General features: G+C 51.5%; 11 protein-coding genes. 3 read left to right on the plus strand and 8 right to left on the minus strand.

All coding sequences use genetic code 11. The features are described from left to right. Positions 1–10: 10 nt before the first annotated feature. The 3 genes from fusA to rpsL all read right to left on the minus strand — a co-directional run bounded on the left by fusA (position 11) and on the right by rpsL (position 3126). Entirely contained in the window at positions 11–2095 is a 2085-nt protein-coding gene (fusA, locus tag FG166_RS08090; RefSeq protein ID WP_003681566.1) for an elongation factor G, read from the minus strand. Positions 2096–2217: 122 nt separating this feature from the next. Beyond that, the gene (rpsG, locus tag FG166_RS08095) at positions 2218–2688 is read right to left on the minus strand and encodes a 30S ribosomal protein S7 (protein WP_003681564.1); all 471 of its coding nucleotides are present in this window, start codon (positions 2686–2688) and stop codon (positions 2218–2220) included. Positions 2689–2712: 24 nt separating this feature from the next. Beyond that, on the minus strand, positions 2713–3126 hold the full coding sequence (gene rpsL / locus FG166_RS08100) for a 30S ribosomal protein S12 (RefSeq protein ID WP_003681563.1): 414 nt from the start codon (positions 3124–3126) through the stop codon (positions 2713–2715). 253 nt (positions 3127–3379) lie between these two features. Here rpsL and FG166_RS08105 point away from each other — a divergent pair, with 253 nt between their 5' ends. After that, entirely contained in the window at positions 3380–4045 is a 666-nt protein-coding gene (locus tag FG166_RS08105; RefSeq protein WP_015639398.1) for a prepilin peptidase, read from the plus strand. Positions 4046–4231: 186 nt separating this feature from the next. On the opposite strand, the gene FG166_RS08110 is transcribed toward FG166_RS08105, so the two are convergent. Further along, positions 4232–5407 carry a DUF998 domain-containing protein gene (locus FG166_RS08110; RefSeq protein ID WP_035430720.1) on the minus strand — a complete coding sequence of 392 codons (1176 nt, stop codon included), beginning with the start codon at positions 5405–5407 and terminating at the stop codon, positions 4232–4234. 154 nt (positions 5408–5561) lie between these two features. Between FG166_RS08110 and FG166_RS08115 the strand changes: the two genes are divergently transcribed. Further along, a complete protein-coding gene (locus FG166_RS08115) occupies positions 5562–6290 on the plus strand; it encodes a gamma-glutamyl-gamma-aminobutyrate hydrolase family protein (RefSeq protein WP_003681559.1) in 729 nt (242 codons plus the stop codon). A gap of 207 nt (positions 6291–6497) precedes the next feature. Continuing rightward, the gene (locus FG166_RS08120) at positions 6498–7784 is read left to right on the plus strand and encodes an ISL3 family transposase (RefSeq protein WP_042513914.1); all 1287 of its coding nucleotides are present in this window, start codon (positions 6498–6500) and stop codon (positions 7782–7784) included. Between the two features lie 52 nt (positions 7785–7836). Here the strand turns inward: FG166_RS08120 and rpoC are convergent, their stop codons facing one another. The 4 genes from rpoC to FG166_RS08140 form a co-directional block, all read right to left on the minus strand. Further along, positions 7837–11484 carry a DNA-directed RNA polymerase subunit beta' gene (gene rpoC, locus FG166_RS08125; protein WP_035430719.1) on the minus strand — a complete coding sequence of 1216 codons (3648 nt, stop codon included), beginning with the start codon at positions 11482–11484 and terminating at the stop codon, positions 7837–7839. Between the two features lie 37 nt (positions 11485–11521). Continuing rightward, positions 11522–15103 carry a DNA-directed RNA polymerase subunit beta gene (rpoB, locus tag FG166_RS08130; protein WP_035430717.1) on the minus strand — a complete coding sequence of 1194 codons (3582 nt, stop codon included), beginning with the start codon at positions 15101–15103 and terminating at the stop codon, positions 11522–11524. A gap of 215 nt (positions 15104–15318) precedes the next feature. Further along, positions 15319–15912, minus strand: coding sequence for a TetR/AcrR family transcriptional regulator (locus tag FG166_RS08135; protein WP_003681554.1), 594 nt, complete (start codon positions 15910–15912; stop codon positions 15319–15321). 185 nt (positions 15913–16097) lie between these two features. After that, positions 16098–18602: an ATP-dependent Clp protease ATP-binding subunit gene (locus FG166_RS08140; protein ID WP_003681552.1), complete on the minus strand. Its 2505-nt coding sequence runs from the start codon at positions 18600–18602 to the stop codon at positions 16098–16100. Positions 18603–18606: the final 4 nt, after the last annotated feature.

Consider the following 18606-nt stretch of genomic DNA (forward strand, 5'->3'; position numbering starts at 1 on the left):
GTCAAGTTAATTACTTACCACCGTTCTTTTCGATGATTTCTTCTTGGATGGACTTCGGCACAGCTGAGTAGTGGTCGAAGGTCATCGTGAAGGTACCACGTCCTTGGGTTGCGGAACGAAGGGTCGTTGCGTAACCGAACATTTCGGACAGCGGAACGAAGGAGTGAACTAATTGGGCGTTCCCACGTTCTTCCATCCCGTCGATCGAACCACGACGAGCGGTAACGTGACCCATCACGTCACCCAGGTTATCTTCTGGGGCGACGATGTCAACCTTCATGATTGGTTCAAGGATAACGGCTCCACCCTTAGGAGCGGCGTTACGTAATGCTAAGGAAGCGGCAACCTTGAAGGCAGCTTCAGAGGAGTCGACTTCGTGGTAGGAACCGTCGTAAAGCTTAGCGTGAAGGTCGACCAATGGGTAACCGGCCAGAACACCGTTTTCCATCGCTTCCTTCAACCCTTGTTCAACGGCTGGGATGTATTCACGCGGAACAACCCCACCGACAATGGCGTCTTCGAATTCGAAGCCGGCCCCTTCTTCCAGCGGCGTAAATTCGATCCATACGTCCCCGTATTGACCCTTACCACCAGATTGACGAACAAACTTCCCTTGGGCGGAAACTTGCTTAGTGAAGGCTTCACGGTAGGAAACTTGTGGCTTACCAACCGTAACTTCGGCGTTGAATTCACGGCGAAGACGTTCAACGATGATGTCCAAGTGCAGTTCACCCATCCCGGCGATCAGAGTTTCACCAGTTTCAGGGTTCGTTTCAGCCTTGAAAGTTGGGTCTTCTTCAGCCAACTTTTGCAGACCCTTGTCCATCTTGTCTTGGTCAGCCTTGGACTTCGGTTCAACAGAAACCTGGATAACTGGTTCTGGGAAGTCCATGGATTCAAGTTGCAGTGGGTGGTCTGGGTCGGTCAAGGAGTCACCAGTGGTGGTGTTCTTCAGACCGATGGCAGCGGCGATATCACCAGAGAAGACTTCTGAGATTTCGTTTTGTTGGTTGGAGTGCATTTGAAGCAGACGACCAATCCGTTCACGCTTGCCCTTGGTTGCGTTCAGAACGTAAGAACCAGATTTAAGGGAACCAGTGTAAACCCGCAGGAAAGTCAGACGACCAACGAATGGGTCAGTTGCGATCTTGAAGGCCAAAGCGGCGAATGGCTTGTCATCGCCGGCAGTCAGTTCAATGGCGTTACCTTCCTCGTCGTGAGCAACGAATGGCTTAACATCAACTGGGGATGGCAGGTAATCCAAGACGGCATCAAGCATCATTTGGATCCCCTTATCCTTGTAGGCAGAACCTGCCATTACCGGGAAGAGTTCTTGGTCCAGGGTTGCTTGACGGATGGCAGCCTTGATTTCATCAACGGAGATTTCGGCACCTTCAAGGTACTTTTCCATGATGTCGTCGTTTACGTCAGCCAGCGTTTCGATCATTGCGTCGTGACGGCTTTCGGCTTCATCCTTCATGTCGGCTGGGATTTCAACGGTGTCCCAGTTTTCGCCGAGCTTGTCTTCGTCGTAGATGTAAGCAACCATCTTAACCAGGTCGATCACACCGGCGAATTCGTCTTCGGCACCAATTGGCATTTGGATTGGAAGCGGCGTAACGTTCAGGCGTTCCTTGATGGTCTTAACGGAATAGTCGAAGTTGGCCCCCATCTTGTCCATCTTGTTAGCGAAGACCAGCCGCGGAACGTTGAAGTCGTCGGCTTGACGCCAAACGGTTTCAGTTTGTGGTTCAACACCGGCTTGGGCGTCAAGAACGGTTACGGCACCGTCGAGCACCCGGAGGGCACGTTCAACTTCGACAGTGAAGTCCACGTGTCCTGGGGTGTCGATGATGTTGATCCGGGTATCCTTCCAAACGGCCGTAGTAGCGGCAGAAGTGATCGTGATCCCACGTTCCTTTTCTTCTTCCATCCAGTCCATTTGGGAAGCCCCATCGTGGGTTTCACCAATCTTGTGAATCTTACCGGTGTAGTACAAAATCCGTTCAGTGGCGGTCGTCTTCCCGGCATCGATGTGGGCCATGATCCCAATGTTACGGGTCTTTTCAAGAGGGTATTCACGCTTGTTAGCCATCTTAAAAGTGGTCTCCTTCCGTGTTTGTGTTGTTATTTTTAGAAAAAGGGGTGACGAGTGGAGTTTCCGCCGTCACCCCTCCTGATTGTAACTAGTTTAAGGGCTAGTTTCAAACCGCAATCTTACCAGCGGTAGTGTGCGAAGGCCCGGTTAGCTTCGGCCATCCGCAGGGTGTCTTCCTTCTTCTTGATGGAAGCACCAGTGTTGTTGGAAGCATCGATGATTTCGCCAGAAAGACGTTCCACCATCGTGTGTTCCCCACGAAGACGTGCGTATTGCACGAGCCAACGAAGTGCCAACGTCCGTTGACGGTCTGGGCGAACTTCGATCGGCACTTGGTAGTTAGAACCACCAATCCGGCGCGCCTTAACTTCAAGGGCCGGCTTGATGTTTTCAATTGCTTGTTCGAACACTTCGATCGGGTCGTTACCAGTTTGTTCCTTGATTTGGTCAAGGGCTTGGTAGAGGATCTTAGAAGCGGTTCCGCGCTTACCATCAAGCATCAAGTGGTTAATCAGGCTGGTAACCAGCTTTGAGTTGTAAATTGGATCCGGTAAAACTTCCGGCTTTGCTACATGTCCCTTACGTGGCATTGCTTAATCCCTCCTATATAAAGATTACTTCTTCGGCTTCTTAGCACCGTACTTGGAACGGCTTTGCATCCGGCCGTCAACACCGGCGGTATCAAGCGTCCCACGGATGATGTGGTAACGAACCCCAGGAAGGTCCTTAACACGGCCCCCACGGATCAGGACAACGGAGTGTTCCTGAAGGTTGTGGCCAATCCCTGGAATGTAAGCCGTCACTTCGATCAGGTTAGATAAACGCACACGAGCGTACTTCCGCAGGGCGGAGTTAGGCTTCTTTGGCGTCATCGTCCCAACACGGGTAGCAACCCCACGCTTTTGCGGTGATGGGTTCTTGATTTCTTCCTTCTTAAAACTGTTGTATACAAAGCCCAGGGCAGGTGACTTTGACTTACCCTTGTGGCTCTTGCGGCCCTTACGAACCAATTGGTTAATGGTAGGCATAATTTTTCCCCTTCCTTAATTTAAGTCCACACATCCAGGCGGTTCTTTTTTTGGAATAAAAAAAGGGCGCTGGATGTTATTTAGTTTTGTGCTATCGCTGCGCATGCCGTCTGCCCAACGACAGACCAATCCGTTGCTCAAAAAAGCACCTTTATTAAATTAACACGCTCTCCGACTAAAGTCAACGACAACTATGATCAAATTCGTAACATTGAGTGGTTTTGCCGTACTTAATGGGCAGGAGGAACTAATTATGGAACAACTAATCGCCTTTTTAACCGGCTCTTGCCTAGCATCGTTCATCGTCACCATGACCCAGCGGCACCTTCTAGAAATGGGACCTTCTTCCCCCCGTTCGCTTTGTGATCACTGCGCCCACCCCCTAGCCTGGTGGCAATTGATTCCCCTCGTCGGCTTCGCCCTTCAGTTGGGGCGGTGCCGGTGGTGCAAAAAAGCCATCGCCCCCTGGTCCAGTGTGTGCGAACTAACTTGCGGAACGTGGTTAGCCCTATACACCCCTCTTGACTTAACCGAGTGGTTAGCAAGCCTAGTCCTGTTAACTGGCCTGTCAGCCATGGCCACTACCGACTGGTACGCCGGGTGGATGAACCCCCTCGCCCTGACTAGCCTACTCCCCCTCCCCTTAATTGCGTTGTCTCCCCTGGGGATAGAACAACCCGCCCTCTTCTTATTAGTGGCGGGATTACTCTCATTGATCACCTTACTTAGCCACGGACTGGGCCTAGGTGATCTTGAATGGCTCTTAGTCGTCTTACTTTTAGCTGGGTGGCAGTGCTATTGGCAAACCCTGCTAATTGGCTGCGGCCTAGCCTTAACCTCCCCTAAGTTATGGCACCGCCAACCACTCCCCTTTTTGCCCTACCTTTCTACCGGGCTGCTCGTTTCATTGTTGATCTAGAAAACGAGTGGCAATTAAGTTTCCAACGGGAATGACTAAATTTAGCGGTAGGGTAGTTGGTCCGTGGCGTTCTTTAGCCGTACTTAACCTCCGGGTCTTTTGTTTTCTTTGGGTATGTTTTTATAAATTCTCCGGGAATTCAAAAGGGGACTGGAAAAACACGTTTCCTCAGCCCCCTAGTTATAATTAATGACTAACCCCGTCATTTTCTTCGGCCACCAATTCGACGGTAAAGAGGCGGACGTCCCTTTGCACGACGGCTTCAATTAACTGGAAAAGTAACAAAATCCACGAAAACGCGATCCCAAAGGCCAGCATTTCAAAAGCGGTTAAAGAAAGGTAGCGGACGAACTTAAAAGCGATGTAACTAACGGCCAACACGCCACCGATCACGTAAGAAAGGGTCAAGAAGGTCTTAGTCATCATTGGCATCGTCCACCGAACCACTACCACCAAAATTAACATGGTGTAAACCATCCACATGGCGATGCGATCGTGAAGAAGGTGAAAACGTGGGTCATTTGGAAACAGCCCGACCCCACCTAGGCAAGCTGCCATTAAGTTAAGTAGCCAGCGGGTCACTTGAACCCGCCAGCCGGGGTACTTCTTGGACAGGTTGACAAACAAATAGTCAATCAAGGTCAACATCAGCATTGCCGAAAAGATCAGGGTAATATTAAACTGCCAGCTATTCGACGAGTTTGCCGTCCCCAGGAAGCTAAAATTATGACGCCACCAATCCTTATTGGAATTAGTTAACATCGAGAAGAACACCCCCCCAATAATCATGAATGTCATTAGGTTAGTAATCACCCCGGGAGAAATCGTCATGGCCAGGTTGATCATGATGTAAGTAACCATGGCAATCACCAAAAAAATCAGGGCGCCGGCCGTGTAAATGTCAAAAACGGCCCCGTGAAAAAGCGACCCCACCAACCAGGCTCCCGCCACCAACGAAAAGGCGGTAATCGTCCCGCAAGCAACCATAATGCTGATCATAGCCCGCCAAGAAAATTCCTGCGCCCGGCCACGATGGTGACGTTTTTGGCTAATGAAGGTGCTGGCAAAGGCCAATAACCCGCTTAAAGTAGCAAGGTAAAGGCTAGACGACGCCACCGAATCACCCCCCACCAGTGGCAAGAGGTGGTAGCCTTGGTTAATCATATCGGCGTAAAACAACAACGTCAGTACTAAGGCGGGGCCAAAGTACCACCGGAGCTTGATTTGGGGTAAACTGTCAGCCAACCGCAGTGGGCGAATCACCAACTGGTTGCCTTCCACCCACATTGCTAAGGGCTCGCCATCTTTAATTTCTAACTGGTCCCGGGCGACCTTGGGAACTTCCACGCGATAATTCTTCAATCCACTTCTCCTTGTTAACTGATTTTATACTTACTAGATTATCATCAATTTAGACCACTACCACACTCTCACTAAAATTTAATTATAAAGTTTGACATGCGCCACTCCCTCCCCTAGACTAGGGCAATACACTTAAACTACGGGGGGACTCACGATGAGAAAACCAATGATTGCTTTACCAGCCGATACCTATACCGAGGCAACTAGCATCATCAACTTACGAAACGCCGCTTTTGCGCCCGATCCGGCCATTAAAGCGATCACCAAGTCGGGAGGGCTTCCGATCGTCTTGCCAACCGTGGCCGCCGAAAACGCCGCCTCTTACGTTGACCTGTTCGACGGGCTCTTGTTGCTCGGCGGTTTTGACGTTGACCCCACCTTTTACGGTCAGGAGCCCCACTTTGAATTAGGGGAAACCTTCCGTAAACGGGACCTCTTTGAAATCGCCCTGCTTAAGGCGACCATTGAGGCCGGCAAACCGATCATGGGAATCTGCCGGGGGTTGCAATTGATTAACGCTGGGCTCGGCGGCACCCTTTATCAAGATCTTTCTGAAGACCCGACCGCCCGCCTTAAGCACCACCAGTTAGCCCCAGGAAACCTCCCCACCCACCACGTTAATGTCCACGAGGGCTCCCAGCTTCAAAAACTGGTTGGTAATCGAATCTACATCAACTCTCGCCACCACCAGTCAATTCATGAGGTGGCGCCGGGACTCAAAGTCGTTGCCCGCGCTGACGACGGGGTGATCGAAGCGGTCGAATCCATCGATTCTAATCAAATTCTCGCCGTTCAGTGGCACCCCGAAAACATGTTTAAACACACACCGGAATCACAAGTCATTTTCAAGGACCTGATTGACCGCGCTAGCCAACAAATCTAAATTCAACATCAAAAAGGACCCGCCAAACCAGCTTGGTTTGACGGGTCCTTTTTATGGCTCTACACTAAATCTTGTTGATGGATTACCATAGTGGTGATTCGTTGACAGGATTTTTTGGTTTTGAGGGCACAAAAAAAGGCCCCACCAGCCTTAAAATTCTGATCATTAACTACCACGCAAATTCCAGAAAGTAAGAGGTGTGACCTTATGACTGATTATATTAAAAATATCCTTCAAATTAAAGACCCCAATCTTCATTTCACAGACGTTGTCTTTGAAAATAATGACGGATGGGAGACGCAGGTCTTCATTGGGACGGTCTCGCTTAAATTGGATCGGTGCCCACATTGCGGCTTTGCGGATACCTTCATCAAGAATGGCCATTCTTACCAAACCATTAAGTACCTCTCAATTAACGAAAGTTGTCCCACCATGTTGCGGATCGGTAAGCAACGCCTGAGATGTAAGAATTGCCAAGATTCGTTCATGGCGAAGACCAACGTCGTTGATAAATACTGTTCCATTGCCAAAGCAGTTAAACACAAGGCACTTACGATGCTTGAAAGTAATGTCTCTCAAAAGGACGTGTCTAAGTTTACCGGTGTGTCACCTAGTACCATTGGCCGCCTCCTAGACAGTGATCAAGCGCTCCTTCGCTTTAATAGTCGCACTTTACCCACTAATATTGCCATTGATGAGTTCCGTGGTCCGCAGGGGAAGTATTGCTTCATTATCGTTGATAATGATACCTCACAAATCTACCAAATTCTCCCTGATCGGCTTAAGAGTAGTATTACGCATTACTTTGATCGATTCTCGCTAAAAGAGCGCAAACGAGTCAAATCAGTCTCGACAGACTTAAACAGTTACTATCAAGGCCTTGTACGCCGCTACTTCCCAAACGCAAAGCTGGTTGTGGATCGATTCCACATCGTTTCAATGCTTACGCGGGCGTTTAACCAAGTCCGGGTCGCAGTAATGAAGCAATTCGACCCTAATACGCGTGAGTATCGGGCATTGAAGAATTCGTGGCGACTGTACTTACTTAAAAGCACATCGCTTAACTACACTAAGGAGTACTATGATCGCCACTTACGACAAAAGGTAACGATGGCTGAACGGGTGGGAATTGGTCTGGACCTTGATCCCCAGTTAGCGGCCGGTTATGAACTCTTACAGGGCGCCATGACCGCTCTTGAAGAGCACGATGTTGACCAATTAATGGACCTCTTGTTCACCAAATGGGACGTGCCAGCGCCGTTCCAAACGGTTCTTAAGACCCTCCGTAAGAACAGCGAAGGAGTGTACAACGCAACCGTATTACCGTACTCAAACGGTCGGGTTGAGGGGATCAACCGCATGATCAAGTTAATTCAACGGACGGCATATGGCTTTACTAACTTTGGTCATTTCATCGCCCGGATCCGATTGCATCAAATGGGAACGGAAGCTGAAAAAAGGCGGCGCCAGGTGCAAGCACCGGCCGCCGCCTAAAATGACCCATCAACAGGATTTGACAAAGAGCCCTTTTTATTCAATCAAGCGCTTAGTCTTGATCCTTTAGTTGTTCTTCCATTTCGCGGATGGAGGTAATGGCCCCATCGGTTGCGCCAGTGTTGACACTGACTTCCTTGGGCTTGATGTTGCGGTAAGCACCCATCCCCGTTCCGGCTGGAATGATCTTCCCGATAATAACGTTTTCCTTGAGCCCCACCAGCGGGTCGTTCTTGCCCCGGATGGCGGCGTCGGTAAGGACACGCGTCGTTTCTTGGAAGGAAGCGGCCGAAAGGAAACTGTTAGTTTCAAGGGCCGCCTTAGTGATCCCGAGGATAACTGGCCGGGCAGTGGCCGGAATTCCCCCGGAAATCAAGGTTTGGTAGTTAGCATCGCGGAATTGGCTGATGTCCAACAGTTCACCCGGTAAAACATCAGTATCACCAGGATCCATCACCCGCACCTTACGCATCATTTGGCGAATCATGATTTCAACGTGCTTGTCGAGCAGGTCAATCCCCTGCATACGGTAAACATTTTGCACTTCGGAGAGCAGGTAGGTTTCCGTGGACAAGACGTCGCGAACCCGAATCATTTCCTTTGGATCAATTGACCCTTCGTTGATGGCACGACCACGGTGAATATCATCACCTTCGGCCACCCGCATCCGGGCCGTGATCGGCAGGGTGTAAGTCCGCGTGTCGGTTTCACCCTTGATCGTAACGTCCTTAGTTTGTTCAGCTGGGTTTTCTTCGATGGAAACCACCTGACCAGTAACTTCGGAGATCGTGGCCTTCCCTTTCGGGTTCCGTGATTCCACAATTTCTTGGATACGCGGAAGCCCTTGGGTGATGTCGTCGTTACCGGCCACCCCACCGGTGTGGAAGTTCCGCAGCGTCAGCTGGGTCCCTGGTTCACCGATTGACTGTGCGGCCACCGTCCCGATTGCTTCCCCGGCTTCCACTTGGTCCCCGGTAGCGGCGTTGCGTCCGTAACAACGTTCACAAACCCCGTGTTCGGTATTGCAAGTGAAGGCGGAGCGAATCGTTACCTTTTGAACGCCCGCATCGATAATCTTTTGCGCCATCTCTTCGTTCAAGAGGACGTTTTTACCGACGATCTTTTCCCCGGTTTCCGGATTAAAGACGGACTTCATCGTGTAACGACCCAAAATCCGGTCGTATAACGGTTCGATCATTTCGTTCCCGTTAGTGATGGCGGTCACTTCCAGACCACGGTCGGTGCCACAGTCCTTTTCGCGAACGATCACATCTTGGGCCACGTCAACCAGCCGCCGGGTCAAGTAACCAGAGTTGGCAGTCTTCAAGGCCGTGTCGGTCATCCCCTTCCGTGCCCCGTGGGAAGAGATAAACATTTCCAAGACGGAAAGGCCTTCCCGGAAGTTAGAAAGGATCGGCAGTTCCATGATCTTCCCGGATGGGGAAGCCATCAACCCACGCATTCCGGCCAGCTGGGTAAAGTTGGAGATGTTCCCCCGGGCCCCAGAGTCGGACATCATGTTGATTGGGTTGTGGATATCCATGTGTTCGATCAGCTTGTTTTGAACTTCATCCTTGGCATCGTTCCAGATCCCAATGACCCGTTCGTAACGTTCGTTATCGGTGATCAAACCACGGCGGAATTGCTTCGTAACCAGGGCCACTTGCTTGTGCGCCTTTTCGATGATTTCCGGCTTTTCCTTTAAGTCGGTCACGTCGGCGATCCCGACGGTTAACCCGGAAATCGTGGATTCGTAGTAACCAAGGTCCTTGATCCGGTCAAGAAGTTGGGAGGTGACGGTCACCTTGTAGATCTTGTAAACATCGGCAATGATGTCCGACAAGAAGCCCTTCTTAAACGGCGGCACCAGCGGCGCGTTTTCTAAGTAGGCGTGAATGTCTTCACCAGGTTCCAAGAAGTACTTGTCCGGAACCCCGTTTTGCAGGTTGTCGGCGGTCGGTTCGTTAATGTAAGTGTAATCTTCAGGCATGATGTTGTTGAAGAGCAACTTCCCAACCGAGGTCACCATGATCTTTTGGCGTTGTTCAGCGGTGAACGGCTTCTTGTCAAAGGAAGAAGTCAGCACCCCAACCCGGGTTTGTAAGGCCACGTAACCGTTACGGTAGGCCATCCGGGCTTCGTTGGTGTCCTTAAAGATCATGCCTTCCCCTTCACGGGCCTTGTCTTCAGTCGTCATGTAGTAGTTACCGATAACCATATCCTGGGATGGGGCCACGATTGGTTCCCCGTCACGAGGTGAAAGGATGTGGTGAGCGGCTAACATTAACAGACGCGCTTCGGCCTGGGCTTCATCGGACAGTGGTACGTGGATGGCCATCTGGTCCCCGTCGAAGTCGGCGTTGTAAGCGGCACAAACCAGTGGGTGCAAACGCATGGCCTTCCCGGAAACCAGGATTGGTTCGAAGGCTTGGATCCCTAACCGGTGCAGGGTAGGGGCGCGGTTCAAGAGAACAGGGTGTTCCTTGATCACGTCTTCTAAGACATCGAAGACCTTTTCGTCACGCTTGTCGATCATCCGCTTGGCTGCCTTAACGTTGGTAGCCAGGTTCCGCTTGGTCAGTTCGTGAATGATAAATGGCTTGAAGAGTTCCATCGCCATTGGAACCGGCAACCCCATTTGGTTCATCTTCATGGATGGACCAACATCGATAACGGAACGACCAGAGTAGTCGACCCGCTTCCCGAGCAGGTTTTGACGGAACCGTCCTTGCTTCCCCTTAAGTAAGTGGGACAAGGACTTGAGCGGACGGTTACCAGGACCGGCAACCGGACGGCCACGGCGACCGTTATCAATCAGGGCGTCAACGGCTTCTTGGAGCATCCGCTTTTCGTTTTGAACGATGATGCCCGGAGCGTTTAATTCTAACAGGCGCTTCAACCGGTTGTTCCGGTTAATGACCCGCCGGTACAAGTCGTTCAAGTCGGAAGTGGCAAAGCGGCCACCTTCCAGTTGAACCATCGGCCGTAAGTCAGGTGGCATAACCGGAATTACGTCCATCACCATCCATTCAGGCTTGTTCCCGGACTTGAGAAAGGCTTCCAAGATATCCAGGCGCCGAACCGCGCGGGTCCGCTTTTGCCCAGTTGCTTCCTTTAAGACCGCCTTTAATTCGGTTGCTTCCTTGGCCAGGTCTACGTCGGCCAGTAGCTTTTGGATCGCCTCGGCCCCCATCTCAGCGGTGAAACGGTTGCCATATTCTTCCTTGAGTTCCCGGTAACGTGGTTCGGAAAGCAATTGCTTCTTTTCCAGTCCCGTGTCCCCGGCGTCTAAAACGACGTAAGAAGCAAAGTAGATTACTTCTTCCAGTTCCCGTGGGCTCATGTCCAAGACCAGCCCCATCCGGCTCGGAATCCCCTTGAAGTACCAGATGTGAGAAGCAGGAGCAGCCAGTTCAATGTGACCCATCCGTTCCCGGCGGACCTTGGCAGAGGTTACTTCAACCCCACAACGCTCACAGACCCGCTTGCTGTAACGCGCCCGCTTGTAGCGACCACAGGCACATTCAAAGTCCTTGGTCGGGCCGAAGATTCGTTCATCAAAGAGACCGTCTTTTTCTGGCTTTAAAGTTCGGTAGTTGATCGTTTCCGGCTTGGTAACCTCACCGTAAGACCAACTCCGGATCTTCATTGGGGAAGCCAGACCGATCTCCATACTTTCAAAATTATTGACGTCAATCAAAGGATAATCCTCCTTATTTAATCCCTAAGTGGCGAACCTAATCTTGCTTGGCTTCGTCTTGGGCGCTCGTCGCTTGCGCTGGTTGTTCTTCCAGCGTTTCGTGGCCACGGCGGGCCAGTTTCCGAACGTCAGCAACGTCTTCATCCATGCTCTTAAGCTGGATTTCTTCGTGCTTGTCATCTAAGACCTTCATGTCTAACCCAAGGGATTGCAATTCCTTAACCAGCACACGGAAGGATTCCGGTACCCCTGGCTTTGGAATTTGGTCCCCGTCAATGATGGCTTGGTAAGTATTTACCCGGCCGACCGTATCGTCAGACTTGTAAGTCAAGATTTCTTGCAGGGTGTAAGCAGCCCCGTATGCTTCCAGGGCCCAAACTTCCATTTCACCGAACCGCTGTCCCCCGAATTGGGCCTTCCCCCCAAGTGGTTGTTGGGTAACCAGTGAGTATGGACCAGTCGAACGGGCGTGGATCTTGTCGTCAACCATGTGGGCCAGCTTCAGGTAGTGCATGACCCCAACGGCAACCCGTTGTTCAAATGGTTCCCCGGTCCGACCATCGTAAAGGATCGTCTTCCCATCGGACGGCAAGCCGGCTTCCTTAACGGCATCCCAAACGTCTTGGTCGTTGGCACCATCAAAGACTGGCGTGGCAATGTGGATCCCCAGCTCGCGAGCAGCCATCCCCAAGTGAAGTTCGATCACCTGACCGATGTTCATACGGGACGGCACACCCATTGGTGACAGCATAATGTCAATTGGGGTCCCATCTGGCATGTACGGCATGTCTTCTTCTGGAACGACGATCGAAACCGTCCCCTTGTTCCCGTGACGACCGGACATCTTGTCCCCGACTTGGATCTTCCGCTTCTGGGCGATGTAAACACGGACCATCTTGTTAACCCCTGGGGCTAATTCGTCACCGTTTTCGCGGGTAAAGACCTTCACGTCTTGGATGATCCCGCCACCGCCGTGTGGCACCCTGAGGGAGGTATCACGGACTTCGCGTGACTTTTCACCAAAGATGGCGTGTAAGAGCCGTTCTTCGGCGGATAGTTCGGTAACCCCCTTTGGCGTTACCTTACCAACCAAAATGTCACCATCGTGGACTTCGGCCCCTACCCGGATCACCCCGGATTCATCAAGGTTCTTGCGGGCGTCTTCACTGACGTTTGGAATTTCGCGCGTCATTTCTTCTGGTCCGAGCTTAGTTTCGCGGGCTTCGGATTCGTAAGATTCGATGTGGATCGAAGTGTAAACGTCGTCTTTAACCAGGCGTTCGTTAATGGCGATGGCATCTTCGAAGTTGTAACCTTGCCAAGTCATGAAGGCGATCAGTGGGTTTTGACCAAGGGCTAATTCCCCTTGTTCCATTGATGGTCCGTCGGCTAAGACGTCATCAGCGTCAACCCATTCGCCAACCTTAACAATTGGCCGTTGGTTGTAGTTCTTACCACCGTTAGAGCGGCGGAACTTCATCAGCTTGTAAGTGTCTAACGTTCCGTCTTCTTGGCGTACCCGTACTTCGCGGGCGTCAACGTATTCAACGGTCCCACTGTTCTTAGCGATCAAAGCGACCCCGGAGTCGTGGGCGGCCTTGTATTCAATCCCGGTCCCGATCAACGGAGCGTGTGGGTTAATCAACGGAACGGCTTGCCGTTGCATGTTGGCACCCATCAAGGCCCGGTTGGAGTCGTCGTTTTCCAAGAACGGAATACATGCGGAGGCAACGGAAACCACTTGCTTTGGCGAAACGTCCATGTAGTCGACGTTTTCTGGCGCCGTTTCGATGTAGTCTTCCTTATCACGGCACATGATTTCGTCGTGAACAAAGGAACCATCTTCGTTCAGTGGCGTGTTGGCCTGGGCGATGATGAAGTTATCTTCTTCGTCGGCCGTCAGGTAGTCGATCCGGTCGGTTACCTTGTGGTCGGCCCATGAGACACGACGGTACGGCGTTTCGATAAAGCCGTATGCGTTCACCCGGGCGTAAGAGGACAGCGAGTTGATCAACCCGATGTTCGGTCCTTCCGGCGTTTCGATTGGGCACATCCGGCCGTAGTGGGTATAGTGAACGTCCCGGACTTCATAACCGGCCCGGTCACGCGTCAAACCACCCGGTCCCAGGGCGGACAGACGCCGCTTGTGGGTCAATTCACCCAGTGGGTTGGTCTGGTCCATGAACTGGGAAAGTTGGGAGGAACCAAAGAATTCCTTAATTGAAGCCACGACTGGGCGAATGTTGATCAGTTGTTGTGGCGTTACGGTGTTGATGTCTTGGATTGACATCCGTTCGCGAACCACCCGTTCCATCCGGGCGAGCCCGATCCGGAATTGGTTTTGCAACAGTTCCCCAACGGAACGAATCCGCCGGTTACCCAAGTGGTCGATGTCATCGGTAGTCCCGATCCCTTCTTGTAAGTTCAAGAAGTAGTTGATCGAAGCCAGGATGTCGGCTGGTTGGATGTGCTTTAAGTCCAAGGAGATGTGACCGTTAGATACCACCGGCACCTTGCGTTCAGGGTCGTTCTTGGAGTAAACCATGATCTTTTGCAGTTGAACCGGCGCGGTTACCACTGCTTCATCGGATGGCGTGTAGGTGATCATCTTAAAGTCGTCTTGTTCCAGAACCGGTTCGAGTTCCTTTAAGACTTCCTTAGTGATGACGTCCCCGTCCTTGGCGATAATTTCACCGGTTTCTGGGTCGGCCAGGGTTTCAGCCAGGGTCAGACCTAACAAACGGTACTTCATTTGCAGCTTCTTGTTAGTCTTGTAACGACCAACTGGCGCCATGTCGTAGCGCTTTGGATCAAAGAAGCGGGTCGTCAAAAGGGACCGTGCGGAGTCGGCCGTCTTCGGTTCACCTGGACGGAGCCGTTCGTAGATATCCTTTAAGGATTCTTCAACCCGGGAGTCTTCCGGTTCCTTGTGTAGGTCCTTTTCAATGGTGGCGTTCAGGGATTCTGATTCGCTCCCCAACATGTCCCAAATTTCGTCATCGGAACCAAAACCAAGGGCCCGAACTAATTCCGTAATTGGTAGCTTACGGGTCCGGTCGATACGGACGTAGGAAATTCCCTTAGCGTCGGTTTCGTATTCTAGCCAAGCCCCCCGGTTCGGGATGAAGTTGGCACCGTAGCTTGGGCGCCCATTCTTGTCGGCTTCTTCGTTGTAGTAAACCCCTGGGGAACGAACTAATTGGGATACGATAACCCGTTCGGCCCCGTTGATGATGAAGGTCCCTTGGTCCGTCATCAGTGGGAAGTCACCAAAGAAGACGTCTTGGGACTTGATTTCGCCCGTTTCGTGGTTGGTCAGGCGTAACGTTACGTGCAGTGGTGCTGAGTAGTTTGCGTCATGTTCACGCGCTTCAGCGACCGTGTACTTTGGTTCCAACAATTGGTAGTCAACGAATTCCAAGGATAGCTTCCCCTGGAAATCATCGATCGGCATAATGTCGTCAAACATTTCCCGCAAACCCTTGTCCATAAACCAATTGTAAGAATCGGTTTGAATCTCGATCAAGTTAGGCAGGTCCAAGACTTCCTTGATTCGGGAGTAAGAACGACGGGTACGGTGCTTACCGTACTTAACTAAGTGTCCAGCCAAACTATTCACCTCTCTAGTTTGATAAACGGGTCCAGGAGCGTAATGTTACATTTCGGTTACAATTTAACCAAAAGTCCATTTTTGGGCAAAAGAAAACCAAAAGCAACCAGATCGGTGCCTTTGGTTTTTTATAAAGAGCCTGATGGACAAGAGATCATGAGGCTCACTGAACTCACAATTACATACTCTTGTATCATACAAGCTTTCGGTTTGAATGTCAACGGCTATGCTTGCTTAACAAAGCCGTGCAGAATGCAGCTCAAGATGATTCGTTGCCGTTGTTCTTCGTTGATGGCCCGACCACCGACCTGTTGGAAGGTTCCAAACAGTGGCGTCAAGCTGGCAATAAAGAGTTCTGCCGCTTCTTTTGGCAACAGGTCTGGACGTAAGTTGACCTCTGGCAGCTTGAAGTATTCCGACAGGGGTTCCACGTAGTCCATCATAAAGATCATGTCCAACTTCAATTGGGAGCTGGCCGTAAGCGACCGGCGGGCAAATTGATATTGGCTGTAGACACTCAACGGGTGGTACTTCAAGATGACCTTGGCAATTTCCCAGAGTCGCTCCTCTGGGTCCATGTCTTCTTTTCTCATCACCTTGTTGATGTCTTGGCGTACCTTTCCGCATAAGGCCGTCAAGACGTCTAAGTACAAGACCTCTTTATCACTGAAGTGGTGATAAAGGGCTGGTTGAGTAATTCCGATGTGTTTGGCAATGTCCCGGGTTGACGTTCCGTTGAAGCCATTCTCCAAGAATAACTTGGTGGCCGTTCGCAAGATCGCTTTTCGGGTTTTAGCTAATTGTTCCGCTCGCTTCATTAGTTTTCCCTTCTTAAACTGCTTAGTTCCTTATCATTATGTGTTCACCAATAACTAATTGTACATTGTTCCGCTTAATTATCAATAATTAGTTTAACTTATCTTTTATTTATTTCGCAATAAAAGCCGCCCGGCGGGGGCGCCCTTCCCCCGTCAGCTAGCGGCTTAATTGCATAATCAACTTGTTAATTTTGGAGAACTAGGTTCCGGGAAGCGTTGTCAGAAGTTTTGACTTTGAAGCTCAATTTCCCCCGTTGGGCACCAATCGTCACTTGATCACCGGCCGCAACTTGGCCATCAATCATCGATAAGGAGAGCGGGTCTTCCACCATCGTTTGTAAGGCCCGCCGTAATGGCCGCGCCCCGTATTCAGGGTTGTACCCCTTCGCCGCTACTAACTCAATGGCAGCCGGGGTCAGTTTCAGGCTGATCTTTTGTTCCGCCACCCGCTTTACCAACTGGGCGCTCAAGAGCTTAACCACTTGGTGAATATTTTCCTTGGTCAACGAGTGGAAGATCACGGTCTCATCAATCCGGTTCAAGAACTCCGGCCGGAAGTGCAAGCGCATCTGTTGCTTGATGGCCGCCGACATCGCTTGGTAATTATTTTGAACGCCAGTCGCCCCGAAGCCGACCGTCTTTTCATCGGCCAACTGGGTCGCCCCCAAGTTGGAGGTCATGATCAAAATCGTGTTCCGGAAGTCAACCTTACGTCCCTTGGAATCGGTCAAAACCCCATCATCTAAGACCTGTAACAGGAGGTTAAAGACATCTGGGTGGGCCTTTTCCACCTCATCTAATAAGACGACGGAGTACGGGTGTTGGCGAACCTGTTCGGTCAACTGTCCACCTTCGTCGTAGCCGACGTAACCTGGCGCCGCCCCGACTAACCGGCTGGTCGAATAGCGTTCCATGTACTCGGACATATCAATCCGGATCATGTTGTCTTCTTGGCCAAACATCGCTTCGGCTAACGCCTTAGCCAGCTCGGTCTTCCCAACCCCGGTTGGTCCTAAGAACATGAAGGAACCAATCGGCCGGTTCGGGTCCTTTAAGCCGCTGCGGGCCCGGCGAATTGCCCGGGCAATAGCCGAAACGGCTTCGTCTTGGCCGATCACTCGTTTGTGAAGCACCCTCTCCAGGTTAACCAAGCGATCGCTTTCCTTCTTTTGGAGTTGGGTTAACGGCACCCCGGTCCATTCGTTAACTACCTTGGCAATGTCTTCAGCCGTCACGGTGTACAGGAACTTGCCATCGGCAACCAACTGGGCGTCTCGTTCCCGCTGTTCTTCGATTTGTCGCTTAACCGTTAGCTCTTCGTGGCGTAAGTCGGCCGCCCGGTCAAAGTCTTGCTCGGCAATTGCGTCCTCTTTTTGTGCCCGGAGTTCCTCTAACTTGACCGTCAAGCCATTCTTTTGGTTCCCCTTTTCTTCACCATCGATGCGGACCATTGCCCCGGCCTCATCGATCAGGTCAATCGCCTTATCCGGTAAGAAACGGTTGGTAATGTAACGACTCGACAAGTTAACCGCCGCTATCAGCGCTTCATCAGTAATCTTGGCGTGGTGGTGTTTTTCATAGCGGGGCCGAATTCCCTCGAGGATTTGGCGGGTCTGCTCCTTAGTTGGCTCTTCAACCATGATCGTCGCAAAACGCCGTTCTAAGGCCGCATCGGTTTCAACGTACTTTTGGTACTCGTCCAGGGTAGTCGCCCCAATCAGCTGGAGTTCCCCCCGGGCCAGGGCCGGTTTGAGAATGTTGGAGGCGTCAATCGCCCCCTCTGCTCCCCCGGCACCAATCATGGTGTGGATTTCGTCGATAAATAAGATAATTTTGCCGTCCCGGTAAACTTCATCGATGACGTTTTTGATCCGCCCCTCGAATTCACCCCTGAATTTGGTACCGGCAACCAAGGTCCCCATATCCAGGACCACCAAGCGCTTTTCGGCTAGTTCATCAGGAACTTCACCGTTAACTATCCGTTGGGCAAGGCCCTCGACAATCGCCGTCTTTCCGACCCCCGGTTCCCCTAACAGGACCGGGTTATTCTTGGCCCGCCGGGCGAGGATCTGAATCGCCCGCTTGATTTCTTTTTCCCGTCCAATTACGGGGTCAAGCCCTTCTTCCCTGGCCACCTTTGTCAAATCACGGCCGTACTTATCAAGGGTTGGCGTAGTCCCTTCCCCCTCCTCCGGTTGGGTATTGGATTGGTTTTGCCGGCGGTTGCGCCGTCCCTCTTGAGAAACCCCCAAACGCCGTAACAACATCCGGCGGGCTTGCTTTGGTTCCACGTCCAAGTTCAAAAGGATCCGCGAGGAAAGGATGGTCTCATCTGACAACAGGGCCAACAATAGGTGCTCAGTCCCCACACGTCTTGCCCCCATTTGTTGGGCCAAGCGGGCCGCCAGGGCCAAAATTTCGCGTAACTTTGGCGAATTAGGCAGGTACGCATCGCTAGCGGTGTTTTGCATGGTTCCGTACCCGGTGTAGCGTTCAATCTCTTCACGCAGGTCGTCACTAGTGACGTTAAACTGGTGCAAAACCGTCGCAGCCACCCCCACCTTTTCGAGGCTCAAGGCCAAGAGGAGGTGTTCCGTCCCGACGGCTTGGTGTTTAAAAAAGCGCGCCTGTTCCTGGGCAATCCGCAAGACGTTATTGGCGCTTGGTGTGTATAGATTTTCGTTATCCATTTAA

The organism is Limosilactobacillus fermentum, from assembly GCF_013394085.1.
Lineage (GTDB): Bacteria > Bacillota > Bacilli > Lactobacillales > Lactobacillaceae > Limosilactobacillus > Limosilactobacillus fermentum.